17 protein-coding genes are annotated in these 15,028 nt (G+C 66.7%); 9 read left to right on the top strand and 8 right to left on the bottom strand.

What is annotated here, in order from left to right; translation table 11 throughout:
• Positions 1-20 precede the first annotated feature (20 nt).
• From HZ321_RS16050 to HZ321_RS16035, 4 genes are all read left to right on the top strand, one after another.
• Positions 21-818, top strand: coding sequence for a helix-turn-helix transcriptional regulator (locus tag HZ321_RS16050; protein ID WP_181703398.1), 798 nt, complete (start codon positions 21-23; stop codon positions 816-818).
• A 99-nt stretch (positions 819-917) separates the two neighbouring features.
• Entirely contained in the window at positions 918-1,403 is a 486-nt protein-coding gene (locus HZ321_RS16045; protein ID WP_181703521.1) for a YbhB/YbcL family Raf kinase inhibitor-like protein, read from the top strand.
• A 59-nt stretch (positions 1,404-1,462) separates the two neighbouring features.
• Positions 1,463-1,873: a VOC family protein gene (locus HZ321_RS16040; RefSeq protein ID WP_181703397.1), complete on the top strand. Its 411-nt coding sequence runs from the start codon at positions 1,463-1,465 to the stop codon at positions 1,871-1,873.
• A gap of 18 nt (positions 1,874-1,891) precedes the next feature.
• Complete coding sequence (locus HZ321_RS16035) at positions 1,892-2,374, top strand: cupin domain-containing protein (RefSeq protein WP_181703396.1); 483 nt, start codon at positions 1,892-1,894, stop codon at positions 2,372-2,374.
• A gap of 78 nt (positions 2,375-2,452) precedes the next feature.
• On the opposite strand, the gene HZ321_RS16030 is transcribed toward HZ321_RS16035, so the two are convergent.
• Positions 2,453-3,064, bottom strand: a complete 612-nt coding sequence (locus HZ321_RS16030) for a DsbA family protein (protein WP_181703395.1) — start codon at positions 3,062-3,064, stop codon at positions 2,453-2,455.
• Positions 3,065-3,378: 314 nt separating this feature from the next.
• On the opposite strand from HZ321_RS16030, the gene HZ321_RS16025 reads away from it, so the two are divergent.
• A complete protein-coding gene (locus tag HZ321_RS16025; RefSeq protein WP_181703394.1) occupies positions 3,379-3,777 on the top strand; it encodes a DUF6481 family protein in 399 nt (132 codons plus the stop codon).
• On the opposite strand, the gene HZ321_RS16020 is transcribed toward HZ321_RS16025, so the two are convergent.
• Positions 3,768-4,685: a LysR family transcriptional regulator ArgP gene (locus HZ321_RS16020; RefSeq protein WP_181703393.1), complete on the bottom strand. Its 918-nt coding sequence runs from the start codon at positions 4,683-4,685 to the stop codon at positions 3,768-3,770. The genes HZ321_RS16025 and HZ321_RS16020 overlap by 10 nt on opposite strands.
• Positions 4,686-4,758: 73 nt before the next feature.
• On the opposite strand from HZ321_RS16020, the gene HZ321_RS16015 reads away from it, so the two are divergent.
• Entirely contained in the window at positions 4,759-5,388 is a 630-nt protein-coding gene (locus HZ321_RS16015) for a LysE/ArgO family amino acid transporter (RefSeq protein ID WP_181703392.1), read from the top strand.
• A gap of 121 nt (positions 5,389-5,509) precedes the next feature.
• Here the strand turns inward: HZ321_RS16015 and HZ321_RS21950 are convergent, their stop codons facing one another.
• From HZ321_RS21950 to exbB, 3 genes are all read right to left on the bottom strand, one after another.
• On the bottom strand, positions 5,510-6,436 hold the full coding sequence (locus HZ321_RS21950) for a TonB family protein (RefSeq protein WP_181703391.1): 927 nt from the start codon (positions 6,434-6,436) through the stop codon (positions 5,510-5,512).
• 107 nt (positions 6,437-6,543) lie between these two features.
• Positions 6,544-7,026, bottom strand: a complete 483-nt coding sequence (exbD, locus tag HZ321_RS16005) for a TonB system transport protein ExbD (protein ID WP_181703390.1) — start codon at positions 7,024-7,026, stop codon at positions 6,544-6,546.
• Between the two features lie 18 nt (positions 7,027-7,044).
• On the bottom strand, positions 7,045-8,049 hold the full coding sequence (gene exbB / locus HZ321_RS16000; RefSeq protein WP_483295041.1) for a tonB-system energizer ExbB: 1,005 nt from the start codon (positions 8,047-8,049) through the stop codon (positions 7,045-7,047).
• Positions 8,050-8,205: 156 nt separating this feature from the next.
• Here exbB and uvsE point away from each other — a divergent pair, with 156 nt between their 5' ends.
• Entirely contained in the window at positions 8,206-9,225 is a 1,020-nt protein-coding gene (gene uvsE / locus HZ321_RS15995) for a UV DNA damage repair endonuclease UvsE (RefSeq protein ID WP_181703388.1), read from the top strand.
• 46 nt (positions 9,226-9,271) lie between these two features.
• Here uvsE and HZ321_RS15990 read toward each other — a convergent pair whose 3' ends face one another.
• From HZ321_RS15990 to HZ321_RS15980, 3 genes are all read right to left on the bottom strand, one after another.
• The gene (locus tag HZ321_RS15990) at positions 9,272-10,081 is read right to left on the bottom strand and encodes a transglutaminase-like domain-containing protein (RefSeq protein ID WP_181703387.1); all 810 of its coding nucleotides are present in this window, start codon (positions 10,079-10,081) and stop codon (positions 9,272-9,274) included.
• 52 nt (positions 10,082-10,133) lie between these two features.
• Complete coding sequence (locus tag HZ321_RS15985; RefSeq protein ID WP_181703386.1) at positions 10,134-11,057, bottom strand: transglutaminase family protein; 924 nt, start codon at positions 11,055-11,057, stop codon at positions 10,134-10,136.
• 131 nt (positions 11,058-11,188) lie between these two features.
• Positions 11,189-11,914, bottom strand: a complete 726-nt coding sequence (locus HZ321_RS15980) for an SDR family oxidoreductase (RefSeq protein WP_181703385.1) — start codon at positions 11,912-11,914, stop codon at positions 11,189-11,191.
• A 211-nt stretch (positions 11,915-12,125) separates the two neighbouring features.
• Here HZ321_RS15980 and HZ321_RS15975 point away from each other — a divergent pair, with 211 nt between their 5' ends.
• Positions 12,126-13,610 (top strand): ATPase domain-containing protein, encoded by a 1,485-nt coding sequence (locus HZ321_RS15975; RefSeq protein WP_181703384.1) that lies wholly within the window; start codon positions 12,126-12,128, stop codon positions 13,608-13,610.
• Positions 13,607-15,013 (top strand): HWE histidine kinase domain-containing protein, encoded by a 1,407-nt coding sequence (locus tag HZ321_RS21710; protein WP_181703383.1) that lies wholly within the window; start codon positions 13,607-13,609, stop codon positions 15,011-15,013. Before HZ321_RS15975 ends, HZ321_RS21710 begins: the two co-directional genes overlap by 4 nt.
• The last annotated feature ends 15 nt before the right edge of the window (positions 15,014-15,028 follow it).

The raw sequence follows: 15,028 nt of genomic DNA, 5'->3' as shown, positions 1-15,028 counted from the left end.
CGAGCAGGGTATCCGCACGAATGGATCTGCATTCGACCCATCTTCTTGTCCGCCAAGCGACCCGGGCGACCTTCCGTGAGATCGCCAGTGAGCGGCCGGGAATCATCCTCGTGCGCCGAGGGCAGAAGCGGATCCTGAGAGGCAGATCGCTGGTCGTCGTGAACCAGGGTCAACTTGCCCTGCTGCCTGCGGACGAACCGCTGACGATCGAAAACATACCGGCGACGTCCGGTGTCTATCTGGCAAGCGCCCTCGTTCTCGACGCAGGGCGGCTGCCGGCCGGAAGCTTCGAACGGGTCGCGTCCGACGACCGGGCGGCGGCCGCCTTCGAACGAGCGGCCAGCGCCTGCGAGGATCCGCTGGTGCCGGCGGACATCCGGGAGCACAAAGTCGGCGAGGTGCTGCTGTGGCTTGCACGAGAGGGATTGGGAGCGCCTACGCCCAAGGCTCAGGGCGTGGTATCGCGTCTTCGTGCACTGCTTGCCCGCGAAATCGCAGCGGAATGGACCGGACCGGACGCGGCGCGTGCACTGGCGATGAGCGAAGCGACTTTGCGGAGGCGTCTTGCCGCCGAGGGCACAGCATTCAATGAAATCCTCTCCGATCTGCGCATGACGCGTGCGCTGGGCCTGCTCCAGACCACGACCTTGCCGGTCGGTCGGATCGCGCTCGAGGTGGGCTACGGCTGCCCCTCGCGTTTCGCCGCGCGGTTCCGGGCGAGGTTCGGAATCCCGCCTTCGGCGATCAGGGGCAGGATTGATCGGATCGGCGTCGCGATTGATCGAACCGGCTCCAACGGAGGCGGTGCATCCCGGTAGGAGTGGGCGGACCAAAGGAGAATTCAATTGTCCGACCGCCTCACACATGTCACCGCGTTCGTTGCGCTCGCGCTGTTCGCCCAGCCTGCTTCTGCTCAGATGCGCCTTTTCTCTTCCGATGTCGAAAGCGGGATACTCGAGCCCGATCAGGTGCTGGCCGGGTTCGGGTGTGACGGCGCGAACCGGTCGCCCGCCCTGGCCTGGACGGGCGCGCCGAAAGGCACGGCAAGCTTTGTCGTGTCGGCCTACGACCCCGACGCCCCGACAGGGTCCGGATTCTGGCACTGGTCTGTCTTCAACATCCCGGCTTCGGCGACTTTTCTCCCCGAGGGGGCCGGCCAGATCGGCGGCGGTCGATTGCCCGAAGGTTCGATTCAGGCGAGAAACGACCTCAGTCTGAATGCCTATTCGGGGGCATGCCCGCCCCCGGGCAGGTCGCACCGCTACATCTTCACGGTCTTTGCGATGCCGGAGGCTGTCTTGCCGCTGGACGAGACCGCCTCGGCAGCGCTCGTCGGCTTCTTCGCCAACACGTCCGCACTCGGTCGGGCGTCTCTCACGGCGACCTATGGCCGGGCCGAGTAACCGCGAATGACGCACATGACTGCGGGACGTCGTCGAGGCCCCATAGAAAGGACGAGGAGATGTTCTCGCACATCCATGTCGGGGTCTCGGACCTTTCTCGCGCCCTCGCGTTCTATCGATCCGTGCTCGGGGAGATCGGCCTGGAAACGAAATTCGTCGATTTCGACCGGGGCTGGTTCGGTTTCAGGCAGCCCGGCTGCGACCGGCCGCTCTTCCTGGTCGGCCGGCCTTACGACGGTCGCGATCCCAGCCCCGGCAACGGCCACATGGTTGCACTGCGCGCGCCGACACGGGCCGTCGTCGACCGCGCCTATGCCGCGGCCCTGGCCAGCGGCGGTTCGGATGAAGGCGGTCCCGGACTGAGGCCCTGGTATCATGCCGATTACTACGGAGCCTACCTCCGCGACCCCGACGGCAACAAGCTCTGCATCTGCTGCCACGAGCCGGACGGACCGCCGGCGTCGGAATGATCCACCCAGGAGCCAGACATGGGCGACATTGACGAAAAGCGGCCATTGGCGATCGCGGCGGCCTCCGCTCCGGTGCGCGCAAGGCCCAGCCACTATCCCGAGCCTTTCGCCAGCCGCATGGTCGGGCGGGAGAAGCGGCCGCTCGGCGATCTCTTCGGCTTGCGGAATTTCGGGGTGAACCTCACCCGCCTGGCGCCGGGAAGCCAGTCCGCCCTGATGCACCGGCACAGCCGTCAGGACGAGTTCGTCCTGATCCTGGAGGGTTTTCCAACCCTCGTCACCGACGTGGGAGAAGCCCTCCTGGCTCCGGGGATGTGTGCCGGCTTCCCGGCCGGGGGCGTTGCCCATCACATCGTCAACCGGTCGGAAACCGATGTCGTCTACCTGGAGATCGGTGACCGCACCCCGGGCGACGAGGGCAGTTATCCTGCGGACGATCTCCAGGCACGGCTTGGCCCGGACGGGTGGATCTTTACGCATAAGGACGGTCGCCCCTACTGACCGTCGGGGGGGTGACCGGGCATCTTCCAGGGACTGACGGGGGCGGCGCGGCAGGCCGGGCACGATCCGGGCGTCGGGTCACCACCCCCCGGCCGAGATCCATCGCTCCATCATCCCCATCCGGTCCCAGCCCCAGAAGGGCTCTTCGTCGACAATGAAGAAGGGGGAGCCGAACACCCCTTTCGAGAGAGCCTCATCGGACTTCTCCCGAACGCGAATCTTCAGGTTCGGGTCCGCAATCCCGAGCAGAACGTCACCCGCCCGGACGCCGACCGTAGCCTCCGCATGGACGGCGACCGCTTCCGGCGAGGCCGTGTCGAGGAGGCCGGTGTAGTAGACCCGGAAGACCGAAGCCGCGAAGACGGAGGCCCGGTCGGGCGCGCGCTCCTCGATCCAATAGAACGCCCGGGTCGCCGCCAGCGCTGTCGCCGGATGACTGGACGGGGGATCGAAGGGCACCCGAAGCGATGAAGCGATCCTTTTCCAGTCCTTCCAGGCGTAGTCCTTCTTCAGAGGCGTGGAGGACAGATTTTGCGATCCGGTGACTTCGAACGCGGCTCCGAGCATATAGGGCCGCCAGAGAACGCGGCGCCCGACCCTTTCGCCCAACGCTTCCGCGCCGAGCGACGCGAAATAGGCGTAGCCCGACGAGAAATCGAACCAGAATTCGATAGGTGAAGGCGTTTCCACGATGAAGACCTCGGGTCGGACACGGCTGTTCCGGACGCGATACGCGAAGCGTTGCCGCCCGCCGCAGAGGCTTTTCTACCACGAGACGCGCCCGCGGGACCTCGACCTTCCCAGCCCTTCTACCATCCGGCGGTGGACTGTTGGCCGGCCGTCCACTACATACACCTCAGGATTCACGCCAGGACGACGCTCATGGAGCTGTCGCGGCCACGAGCCGCGCCGGAACACCGAGCCATTCTCGACGTTGTTCGAGACCAGGGTCGGTCGGCATTCGAGTGGCTGCATCTCTTTCACGCACAAGGACAAACTGTTTGATGAAGAAGGTCGATGATCTCGCCGAGCGTCGCAAGACGGCCGAAGCGGCCAAGGCTGCGCTCCTGGAGCGCTTCAAGAGCCGCAAGCCGTCGGACGACGCCGACGTCGTAGCCAGGGCTGCCGAACGCAAAGCGATCGCGGACGCCCGAAACGAGCGCCTTGCCAAGCGTCAGGCCGAAGAGGACGAGCGCCGGGCCGAAGCCCTTGCAGCCGAGCAGGCCCGCAACGAGGCCCGCCTTGCCGCGGAAGCGGCGGAGCTCGCTGCAGCACAGGCGGCCGAGGATGCCCGCCGGCGAGCCGACCGGGATCGCGCGGTGCGTGTCGTGGAAGACGACGCCGCCCGAAAGGCGCAGCGTGACGCCCGCTATCAGGCTCGCAAGGCGCGCAGTCAGGGCTGAGGTCTGTTTCCCGGCGGCTGCATCAGCCGGCTTCGTCCGGCGGCTCGCACAGCCCGCGTCAGGTCTCGAAGCGATGAGACGGGGAGGCGGGAGACGGTCCAGTAGAGGTCGATGTCCAGCCGTCGCCCCGGCGGGAGTTCAACCAGGTGGCCTGCATCGATGTGCGGGGCGGCGAGGGCGAGGGGTTGCATGCCCCACGCCAGCCCGGCCAGCGCGAGATCCAGGAAGGCGTGGGTGGACGGCACCCGATGAACGGGACCGGCCTGCTCCGTCCCATGGAATGCCGCCATCCACCGCGCCTGGAGCATGTCCCGGTTGTCGAACCTCAGCTGCGGGGCCTTGGTGAGCGCATCGGCCGTCACCCCGCCGGGGAAATGACGGGCTACGAAACCGGGGCTGGCGCAGGCCGCATAGCGCAAAACACCGAGGGGAACGGTTCGACAGCCTTGCACGGCCCCGGGATCGGCAGTGACGGCGGCCAGCACCTCGCCGCTGCGAAGGCGCTCTGCGGTATGTCCCTCGTCATCCAGCGTCAGGTGAATGGCGAGGTTCGTCGTGACGCCGAAATCGGCAAGGGCCGCGGGAAACCAGGTGGCAAGGCTGTCGGCATTGACCGCGACCTTGAGGGTCAGGGGCGGCATGCCCTCGTCCGGCATGTGGCCGAAGACCGGGGCCAGGTCCGCCTCCAGCATCTGCACCCTATCGAAATGAGCCACCAGGGCGCGGCCGAGGTCGGTCGGCCGGCAGGGCTGGCCCCGGACGATCAGGATCGCACCAAGTCTCTCCTCAAGTCCGCGAACCCGCTGTGAAATCGCGGACGGTGTGATCCGGAGGGCACCGGCGGCGCGCTCGAAGCTTCCCTCTCGAAGGATGGCGGCCACGGCCGCCAAGGCCGGATAGTCGATCATCGATGAAGTTTTGCTTCATTCGGTTCAGAAGAACAAGCTTCTCTTGTTTGCTGCTCGGCCTCATGCAGGTCGCATGACCGATCTGATCGCACCGTTCACGACAGGCTTTGCCCTCTCCGCCGCCCTCATCATGGCCATCGGCGCCCAGAACCTCTTCGTGCTCCGCCAGGGGCTCCGCCGCGAACATGTCGGACCCGTCGTGCTCTTCTGTGGTGCCTCCGACGCACTCCTGATCACCCTCGGCGTGAGCGGCGTGGGGGCATTCCTTGCCGGTGCGCCACAAATGGCGACAGCCCTCGCCCTCGGCGGTGCGGTGTTCCTTGGCTGCTACGGGCTGGTTGCCCTTCGCCGAGCCTCGACGACGGAAACCGTCACGCCGATGGCCTCGGAGGGGCAGTCGCTGGGACGCGCCTTGGCCGTCACCGCCGGCTTCACCTTCTTCAATCCCCACGTCTACCTCGACACCGTTCTGCTGATGGGGGCGGCCGGTACGGCGCAGCCCTTGGAGGATCGACCGGTCTTCGTCGCGGGCGCCGCCCTCGCGAGCTTCGCCTGGTTCACCCTGCTCGGATTCGGTGCCCGCCACCTGCAGCCTCTGTTCAACCGTCCCTCCGTCTGGCGCGCCCTCGATTTCGCCGTCGGGATCGTCATGCTCGCGCTTGCAGTCTCGCTGGCCGCCTCCGCGTTCGGGTCGCCGACCTGACCGCATCCGGACCACGGCTCCATCGGCCATCTCGGCGATACCGACAGCGATGCCAACCTGCCGCGCCATGAACGCCGATGGGCGATTGAAGGGGCGGTGACGACCCTCGTCCGATGCCGGCTCAGTCAAATCGGATCGGCAGGGTCGCGTTGATCGCCTCTCGTCCAAGATCCGCAGGAATCGGCGGTACCGGACTCGCGCGCCGCACCAGGGCCACCGCCGCCTCGTCGAGCACCGATGCCCCCGAACTGCGCACCACCGCGATATCGGCGATCTCCCCCGACGCCGCAATCCGGAACCGGACGACCGCATGCCGGCCGCGCCCCGACCCGTGCAGACCACGCCGCTGGCGCATGATGTCGGCGCGCACCGAAGCCAAAAAACGGGAAAGCGCGTCGGGGTCGGTCCGACCGGCGCCCGAGGCGGCCTGGCTGGCCTGCTGTCCGGCGGACGCGACGGGCGGTTGCCGCTTGCGCGGATCGGTCGCCACCTGCGTCTCGCGCGGCGGCATCGCCGGCTTCTGCTTAAGCGAGACAGACGGTTCGGCCGCCTTCGGCCGGCGGGGCGGAAGGGGTGGCACACCCTGTTCCGCCACCTGCGCCGCCTTCGGCTCGGCGGCAATCGACGAAGCGATCTCCGGTGGCGGAGGGTCCGCGGGCCCGACCGGCGCCGCGTCTTCGACCGGCGCAGGGGCAGGCGCCCTCTGCACGCTCCTGGCCGGCTCCACCGCCTCGGTCGGCACCGACGTCTCTGCCATCGACGAGGCTTCCTCCACCACCTCGGGGCGGGGCGACGGGTCGATCACGGCGGGACCAGGAGCCTCTCGCTCGAACGGGTCGGCCGGCTGTTGTTCGGCGATCCGAACCGCAGGTACATCGGGCGCGGCGACGCTCTCGACGCTTTCATCAGGCGGCAGTGCGAGTTCGGCCGGCAGATCGATCATCACCAGCGCCTCCGGCCCTGCCGGCGTCGGGATTACGGGGTTCGCGCCGAACACCGCCGGCAGGATCACGCCGGCATGGATCGTCATGGCGAGGGCGAGCGCCACCGACCAGGGCTCGGGCGACCGGTCGCGTCGCTGCGGCCCTCCGCCGACAACCGGCAAGCCGGCGAACGGGCTCGTCCTCCTCGGATCGAAAACCAGGGTGTCGGTCCTCACGGTGCGCGACCCCGGACCGGGCCGGACGGGACTATCGCTGGCGCGGTGACGGTGGCGCCGGCGCCTGGTGTGAGTTCCAGTCCGACCAGTGCCACCTTGTGATACCCGGCAGCGCGGAGCGCATTCATCACGTCGGTGAGATCGCCATAGGCGACGCCGGCGTCGGCCCGCAGAAAGATCCGCTCCTCACGGTCACCGCCGGTTGCGGCATCAAGCGCGGTCGGAAGGGCTCCGCGCGGCAGCGTCTCGTCACCGAGGGCCAGCGTCAGATCCTTGCTGATCGAGAGGTAGATCGGCCTCTCCGGCCGTGGCGCGGGCAAAGCCGTGGACCCCGGCAGATCCACGGGCACCTCCACGGTGGAGAGGGGCGCCGCCACCATGAAGATGATGAGCAGCACCAGCATGACGTCGATGAAAGGTGTCACGTTGATCTCGTGCATCTCGACGAGATCGTCGCCGCCCCGGGGTCTGGCTGCCATTGCGCTTCTCCTATTCCGCTATTCCGCCGCTGCCGAAGCTGCGGAGACCCGGTGACGGTCGAGGTCGCGGGATACGAGGCGCTGGACTTCGGCAGCGGCGTCGCCCACCAGCACGCGGTAGCCGGCGATCGAACGGGAGAGACCGTTGTAGATCACCACCGCCGGGATCGCCGCGACGAGGCCAAAGGCCGTCGCCAGTAGAGCTTCGGCGATGCCCGGCGCCACCACCGCGAGGTTGGTGGTCTGCGCCTTCGAAATCCCGACGAACGCGTTCATGATGCCCCACACGGTGCCGAACAGCCCCACGAAGGGTGCGGTGGATCCGATGGTTGCGAGGATGCCGGTTCCAGCCATCGTCGAGCGCCCGTTCGCCGTCTCGATGCGATCCAGGTGTGAGGCGACACGCTCCTTAAGGCTGCCCGTCGCATGCTCCGAGATCCGGGTTTCCTGCGCTGTGGCCTGGATCATCCGTGACACGACGCCCTCGCCGAAGCCGAATGTCGTCGCTGCCTCGACAAGGCTCCGGCAGCCCGCCAGCGCGCCGATGTCCCGCCTGAGGCGCCGACGCCAGCGGGCAAGTTGCAGCGACTTGGCGATCCAAACGGTCCAGGTGACGAGGGACGCGGCCAGCAGACCCAGCATCACAGCCTTCACCACCACGTCGGCCTGCAGGAACATGGCGTAGGCCGAGGAACCGTGTGAATGCGCGGCGGCCGCAGACTGCGCCAGGGATGCAGGAGCGGCGCCTGGAACCAGATCCGATGCCACCGCGGCAGCACTGATCGTAACCGGCATGTCACCCATTCCCCATTCCTCATCTGGTCGAGGGACGACCCCTCGCAGCCCCGATTCCGATCGTGTCGCACCCCGAATTGTCCGATCCGGCGTTGACGTCGGGACCTGCCAGCCTGCGGGACGACGGCCGCCTCTATAAAGTGGAATGAAAGACTCCACAATTGTCGCTGTCAAGGCAAAGCGGCCTCGGCGGTGTCCGAACCGGAGACCTCCTGCCCGCTCGGGCAGCGCGTCTGATCTGCCCGGAGGCGTCCATCGTAAGGACGTTCGAATGGCGCAAGCTCGTGGCCGGGCGTTCTGGCGAACTTGCCCGCCCGACCTCCGCCAAACCATATCCGGTCGCGCGCGTTAGGTTTTTGGGGTTCCAACACGATGGATGATGAGATGAACGGACCTTTGCGGCTGGGCTTCCCGGTAAAGGTGATGGGAAACCCGGACCTGAAGTCGAACGACACCCGCCGCTGGGCTCAGAACCCGCATCTGCGCCAGTCGCTCGTCTACCTGGACGCGATCCTCGACCATCTCACGGACAACGGGATCTCGATGTATCGGATGTCATCGGATCTCGCCCCCTACGCCACACACCCTGACATGCCGCAGTTCCACAGCATGGTCCGCGAGTGCGAAGCGGAACTCCGCGCCGTCGGGGCCAAGGCCCGGCAGCGGGACATCCGATTGTCCTTCCATCCCTCGCAGTTCGTAGTGCTGAACAGCCCCGACGAGACGCTCGTCGCCAAGAGTGTCTGGGATCTCCGGTCACAGGCCGAGATGCTCGACCTCATGGAACTCGGACCAGAGGCCGTCCTCGTCATCCATGTCGGCGGCGTCTACGGCGATCGGCTGCTGTCGCGCGAGGCGTGGGTGCGAACCTGGGACGTCCTGCCTGACCTCGTCAGACGTCGCCTGACGCTCGAGCATGATGACCTGCGGTTCGATGCATCGGACACGCTCTGGATCCACGAACGCACCGGCGTGCCGCTGATCTTCGACCACCAGCACTTCCACTGCCTGAACCGGGATGGTTTGGCGATGCGTCCGACCGTGGAGGCCATGCTGCGGACCTGGCCGGAGACGGTTCGGCCGAAGGTTCACTTCTCCTCGCCGCGTACGGAGCTGCGCGAGATCAAGCGAAAGAATCCGAAGACCGGGAAAGCGGAGACCAGTCTCGCCGCGCCGGTCTGGACCAACCATGCCGACTTTTGCCAGCCGTTCGAGTTCATCGCCTTCATGCGCCAGGTCGACGGGCTCGTTTTCGACGTCATGCTGGAGGCGAAGGCCAAGGACTTGTCCCTCCTCCGGCTCCGGTCCGACCTTCTCACCTATGCACCTGATATCGCCGCGCGCTTCGGGCTGAGCGGCCCGGCGATCCCGGCGGAGGAAGCCGCTTTGGAGGACGTGGACTGACCGCGGGTCGCCCCCGGCGGCGTCGACGACCGGTCCGACTATGCCGTCAGGCGAGAACCTCCTCCGTCACCACCTCGAACTTGACCAGCTGCGAGGGGCCGAAGTTGGTGGAGAGCGCGACATCCGTCGCGTCCCGGCCCGTTGCCATCAGGATACGGCCGATGCGCGGCTTGTTGTGTCGGGCATCGAACGTGTACCAGTGCCCGCCGAGATAGACCTGGAACCACGCGCTGAAATCCATCGGATCCGGGACCGCCGGAACGCCGATGTCGCCGAGGTAACCCGTGCAGTATCTCGCCGGGATGTTCATGCACCGGCAGAGCGTTATGGCCAGGTGCGCGAAATCGCGGCAGACGCCCGTCCGGTCGTTGAACCCGTCGAACGCCGTCCGCAGCGGGTTTGCATTCTGGTAGTTGAACGCGATGTGCCCATGCACGAAGTCGCAGATCGCCTGCACGCGTGCCCAGCCTGGCGGTGTCGAGGAAAAGGTCTGCCACGCGAACTCGCTCAGCCGATCCGTGTCGCAATAACGGCTACCCAGCAGGTAGACGAGCACCTCGTCCGGGAGGTCCTTGACGTCGTGCTGGACCGCGTCGCGCTGGATGATGTCGGGCTGTCCGCTGTCGTAGATCTCGAACGCGGTGGAGATGGTGGTGATCCCGGCCGGCGCAACGATGCGCGTGCAGGTGTTGCCGAACCCGTCGACATAGTCCCAGGCCTGCAACGGCGGGTCGAAGACGAGCACCTGGTCCGTGAGAAGATCCACGCGCCTGGACGGGTGGATGTTGAGCACGAGCAGCATTGGCGTCGGCTGGGGGCACTGGTAGCTCAGGGAATAGCCGGCACGTATCTTCATGGTCGCTCCAATCCGTGGCCGTACGCGTGTGTCGCGGATCGGTCGCGCAGCTTCAACGAGACCTTGCACGATCCGTTCCATCGAGCCGGCGCTCTTCCCCCGACTTCTCCGTCGTGACGTTCACCTGGACGCTCATTCCGAGATCGTCGGAAGCGTAGCCGTGGAAGCTCCCGGTCAGCGGGATGGCCTGCCGCGGGTCCCGCGCAACAGCGACCCGGATCAGGTCCTGGTTGCCGACAATCCCGTTGGTCGGGTCGAACTCGACCCAGCCCGATCCCGGAAGGTAGATCTGGCACCACGCGTGGGTGGAGCCACCCCCGAGCGTCACGGACCCGTCGCGGTCCGGCACATAGATGTAGCCCGTAACAAACCGTGCAGCGAAGCCGAGCGATCGAACGGCCTCCATCATCAACAGGGCGAAATCCCGGCACGTTCCGCGGCGCAGCCGCAGCGTGACGTCCGGCGGCTGGGTGCCCGCCTCCGTTCGCCGGGCGTAGACGAAGCTTTCGCGGATCGCAAAGCAGAGCGTCATCAGCAAGGCCCCGGTTTCCGTGGGCCGACCCACCCGCAGGAAGCGCCGCGCCCACTGGCCGACCTCGTCCACCTGATCTGGATAGTGGCGGTCCGCTGCCCGGCCGAAGTCGGCCCTGTCGTCTTCCGTGTAGGCGATCGGATAGGTCCGGGCGTCCTCGTCGATCCGAAAATTCGGCACCTGGAGCGGGGTGTGGTCGAGCCGGATGGTCGTCTCGAACCGGAGGATGCTGGAGGTGCCCGGAATGGAGACGCGGGTGATGCAGTTTCCGAAAACGTCGTGGATCCACCTGATCTCGCTCGGCTCCGGACTGACCTGCAGGGTGGAGCCGAGGAGATGCTGGTCGAAGCTGTCGCGCGGCCGGAACAGAATCCGATGCTCGCCGAAGCTCACCGGACGGGAATAGTGGTAGGTGGTGATGTGCCGGACCGAGTAGACCGTCATCGTCGCACACTAGCCGGTCCGATCGAGGGTGTCAGCAAAGGAGCAGGGGACAGGGCGTCGCGCGCACCGGTCGTGCACAGGGGGACATCGCGGTCCCGATGCTGCCGTCTCTGCCGCCCTCGGGCTCTGTTTCACACGGCCAGGAAGCCGCCGTCGACCGGAAGGGCGACCCCGTTCACCATCGCTGCGGCATCCGAAAGCAGAAAGGCGATCACGGCGGCTACTTCGTCGGGCTCGACGAACCGGCCGAGCGGTATGCGCGCCAGCATGCCACCTGCCTTCTCCGGATCGCTCCAGGCCTTCACGGCCATGGGAGTGAGCGTCACCACGGGGTTCACCGCGTTGACGCGGATCCCCCTTGATCCGAGTTCGTTGGCCATCACCCGTGTCAGCGCGTCGAGGGCACCCTTGGAGGCGCAATAGGCGGCATGATCGCGGAACCCCACCGTCGAGGCGATCGAAGAGACGTTGACGATCGCGCCGGTCAGGCCTCTGGCGATGCGGTCTCGCGCATACTCCTGAGCGACTATCAGCGGCGCACGGGTGTTGACGGCGTGGATGTGGTCGAACGTCTCCGACGAGACATCCAGCACGGACTCGAGCGACGTCGTACCGGCGTTGTTGACGACGAAGTCGACCGGAAGCGCGCTCCGCACCGCGTCCCGGGTCGCCTCAGCATCGGCGAGATCGACGGCAACCGGCGTGCAATCGATCCGACCGGCGAGGTCGTCCAGGTCTGCGGGGCTGCGCGTCAGGGCCACGATCCGTGCCCCGAGACTGGCCAGATGCAGCGCGGTCGCCCGTCCGATGCCCTTGCCGGCGCCGGTGACGAGAACGGTTCTTCCTTGAAACGACATGCTCGCCCATCCTCCAAGCCCGGTCCGGGCACGGTCATGCTGCACGAAACCCCGACCTGAAGCGAGGCGGGCGAGATCTCGTCCGGAAACAAGGCTACGAAACGACCGCCCCTTCGTAGCGGCTCGGCATCGTGCCGACCCGCGTCGAGAAACGAAATCCCGTTCCAAATGTTCTACAGGAAAGCTGCAACTGCACGGGAAATCGACCTCGATGACCAGGGAATTGGCTTCGACCGGAATAGGCGGCCTGGACAACGTCCTCGGCGGCGGTTTCTCCCGCGGCCATCTCTTCCTCATCGAGGGGGAACCAGGGGCGGGCAAGACCACCGTCGCGATGCAGTTCGCTCTCGCCGGCGCACAGGCTGGCGAAAAGGTTCTCTACATCACGCTCTCGGAAACCGAACAGGAGATACGCGAGGGCGCGGCCTCCCATGGTTGGGTCATCGACGACCGGGTCGCTGTTCACGAACTCGTCCCGCCGGAGTCCCTGCTCAACGAGGAGAACCAGCAGTCGCTGCTTTACTCCTCCGATCTGGAACTCGGGGAGACCGCGAAGGACATCATCGCCGTGATCGAGCGGCTGCGGCCGTCGCGGGTGGTCATCGACAGCCTGTCCGAGATCCGGCTGCTGGCGCAGAGTTCGCTGCGCTACCGCCGGCAGGTCCTCGCCCTGAAGCACCATTTCGCACGCTTCGACACCACGGTCATCCTCCTCGACGACCTGACCTCCGAGGGTCACGACCGGACCATGCACAGCCTGACCCACTGCGTGATCAAGCTGGAGCAGCTGGCGCCCGAATACGGCGCCGAAAGACGCCGACTGAGGGTACTCAAGTACCGGGGATCGTCCTACCGGGGCGGCTACCACGATTTTTCGATCAAGCACGGGGGCGTGGTGGTCTACCCGCGTCTCGTCGCCGGCGAGCACCGCACTCTGGCGCCGCGCGAACGCCTGAAGAGTGGCAGCCCGGAGCTCAACGAATTGCTGGGCGGCGGCATCGACCAGGGATCCGGCACGCTCGTGCTGGGTCCGGCCGGAACCGGCAAGAGCTTGCTTGCCCTGCTCTTCACGAAGGCTGCGTTGGACCGAGGCGAGCGGGCGGCAGTCTTCATCTTCGACGAGGAACTCGCCCAGCTCCGCAAGCGGATGGCCGAGCTCGGCATCGACGTCGATGCCGCAGAGAGCAGCGGTCAGCTTCATCTCCAGCAGATCGACGCGGCCGAGATGTCGCCGGGCGAGTTCGCCCATGCCGTTCGCGCCGGGGTGGACTCCCGCGATGCCAAGTGCGTCGTCATCGACAGCCTCAACGGCTACCAGGCCGCGATGCCCGACGAGCGGCTGCTGATCCTCCACATGCATGAATTGCTGCAGTATCTGAACCGGCGGGGTGCTTCGACCTTCCTGACGGTCGCCCAGCATGGTCTTGTCGGCGACATGAAGACGCCGATCGACATCACCTATCTGGCCGATACCGTGATCCTGCTGCGCTATTTCGAGGCGCTCGGCAAAGTCCGCCGCGCGATCTCCGTGATGAAGAAGCGCCTGGGCACGCACGAGAACACCATCAGGGAGTACAAGATCGAAACGTCCGGTCTGAGGATCGGCCCGGTGATCGAGGGGTTCCAAGGCATCCTGAGAGGCGTGCCGAGCTTTGCGGGTGAACCGGATGCCCTCTTGACGGACGGGGCTTCGTGAGGACCGACGTCACCAACTCGGAACGCGTTCTCGTGCTCGCGCCGTTCGGCCGAGACGCGGAGATCGCCGCGGCGCTTCTGAAACCGGCCGGCTACGTCGTCGAGATCCAGTCCGGGCTGCGCGATGCCGTCGCGTCCATCGAGGCGGGTGCCGGGGCGGCCGTCATCGCGGAAGAAGTGCTGAAGGATGCCGACCTCGCGCCGCTGGCGGCCTGGCTGGACGCGCAGCCGGCGTGGTCGGACTTCCCCTTCGTGGTCCTCACCAGGCACGGCGGTGGAGCGGAGCGCGCGGCGGCCGCTTCGCGCCTGGAGGTCGCGCTCGGCAACGTCACGCTGGTGGAGCGTCCGTTCCACCCGGTGACCCTGGTCAGCCTCGTGGCATCCGCTATCCGGAGCCGCCGCCGCCAGTACGAGGCGCGTCGCCTGCTCGACGAGATCGTGGTCGGCGCACTTGCCCTGAAGGAGAGCGAGGATCACTACCGGCATACGGTCGAACTGAACCCGCAGGTGACCTGGACCGCGCGACCGGACGGCCAGTTGGACCGTGTCGCGACGCGCTGGAGCGACTGGACGGGAAACGACGGACTCGGAGCCAATTGGGGCGAAGCGGTCCACCCGGAGGATCTGGAATCCTCGATCCTGGCCTGGGCCACGTCCTGCGCCACCGGGATGCCCTACGATATCGAGCATCGGATCCGCATGAAATCGGGCGCATACCGGTGGATGCGATCGCGAGCCTATCCGCGCCGCGACGACCGCGGCGGGGTGATCGCCTGGTACGGAACGACCGAAGACATCGACGAGGAGAAGCGCGCGGGCGATCAGCAGCAACTGCTGATCCGGGAACTCCACCACCGCGTCAAGAACACGTTGGCGACGGTCCAAGCCGTCATGGGATCGACGGCACGGGCGTCAGGAACCGTAGCCCAGTTCCAGGAGGCCTTCTCGGCCCGGATCGCCTCGTTGGCCCGCACCCACACCCTCCTGACGGCCAGCGACCGGCAGCGCGTCAGCTTCCGTGAACTGATCGAGGCGGAACTCGCACCCTATGCAGAGCGCGAGCGGGTGGCGCTGTCCGGCCCCGGTATCGAACTGGCTTCCGAAATTGCCGTTCCGCTGGGCATGGCGATCCACGAACTGACGACCAATGCGGCCAAATACGGCGCGCTGTCCACACCCGCCGGCCGGATCAGCGTGGATTGGCAGTGCAGTGGGCCGTCGCCCGTCATGGTCTGGCAATGGCGGGAACGTGGAGGTCCGGCCGTCCAGCCGCAGCGCGTGCAGGGCTTCGGAAGCAAGCTGCTTCAGCGCGTCCTTCGCGAACAGATCGGGGCGGAGGTGAACTTCGACTTCGACCCCCTGGGGCTCAACGTCCAGGCCCGCATCCCTCTGACGGCCATGTGAGCGGTTGGTCGGCCA

The organism is Chthonobacter albigriseus (assembly GCF_013839445.1).
Lineage (GTDB): Bacteria > Pseudomonadota > Alphaproteobacteria > Rhizobiales > Pleomorphomonadaceae > Chthonobacter > Chthonobacter albigriseus.
The sequence above is the reverse complement of the archived record's forward strand: the minus strand, read 5'-3'. Positions and strand labels throughout refer to the sequence as shown.

What these genes read in the sequence shown, in the direction of transcription:
- HZ321_RS16015 (WP_181703392.1), top strand. Translation starts at nt 4,759, where the DNA reads ATGACCGATCTGATCGCACCGTTCACGACAGGCTTTGCCCTCTCCGCC.
- HZ321_RS15980 (WP_181703385.1), bottom strand. Translation starts at nt 11,914, where the DNA reads ATGTCGTTTCAAGGAAGAACCGTTCTCGTCACCGGCGCCGGCAAGGGC.
- HZ321_RS16050 (WP_181703398.1), top strand. Translation starts at nt 21, where the DNA reads ATGGATCTGCATTCGACCCATCTTCTTGTCCGCCAAGCGACCCGGGCG.
- HZ321_RS15990 (WP_181703387.1), bottom strand. Translation starts at nt 10,081, where the DNA reads ATGAAGATACGTGCCGGCTATTCCCTGAGCTACCAGTGCCCCCAGCCG.
- HZ321_RS15985 (WP_181703386.1), bottom strand. Translation starts at nt 11,057, where the DNA reads ATGACGGTCTACTCGGTCCGGCACATCACCACCTACCACTATTCCCGT.
- HZ321_RS16020 (WP_181703393.1), bottom strand. Translation starts at nt 4,685, where the DNA reads ATGATCGACTATCCGGCCTTGGCGGCCGTGGCCGCCATCCTTCGAGAG.
- exbD (WP_181703390.1), bottom strand. Translation starts at nt 7,026, where the DNA reads ATGGCAGCCAGACCCCGGGGCGGCGACGATCTCGTCGAGATGCACGAG.
- HZ321_RS16025 (WP_181703394.1), top strand. Translation starts at nt 3,379, where the DNA reads ATGAAGAAGGTCGATGATCTCGCCGAGCGTCGCAAGACGGCCGAAGCG.
- HZ321_RS15975 (WP_181703384.1), top strand. Translation starts at nt 12,126, where the DNA reads ATGACCAGGGAATTGGCTTCGACCGGAATAGGCGGCCTGGACAACGTC.
- HZ321_RS16040 (WP_181703397.1), top strand. Translation starts at nt 1,463, where the DNA reads ATGTTCTCGCACATCCATGTCGGGGTCTCGGACCTTTCTCGCGCCCTC.
- uvsE (WP_181703388.1), top strand. Translation starts at nt 8,206, where the DNA reads ATGAACGGACCTTTGCGGCTGGGCTTCCCGGTAAAGGTGATGGGAAAC.
- HZ321_RS16045 (WP_181703521.1), top strand. Translation starts at nt 918, where the DNA reads ATGCGCCTTTTCTCTTCCGATGTCGAAAGCGGGATACTCGAGCCCGAT.
- HZ321_RS16035 (WP_181703396.1), top strand. Translation starts at nt 1,892, where the DNA reads ATGGGCGACATTGACGAAAAGCGGCCATTGGCGATCGCGGCGGCCTCC.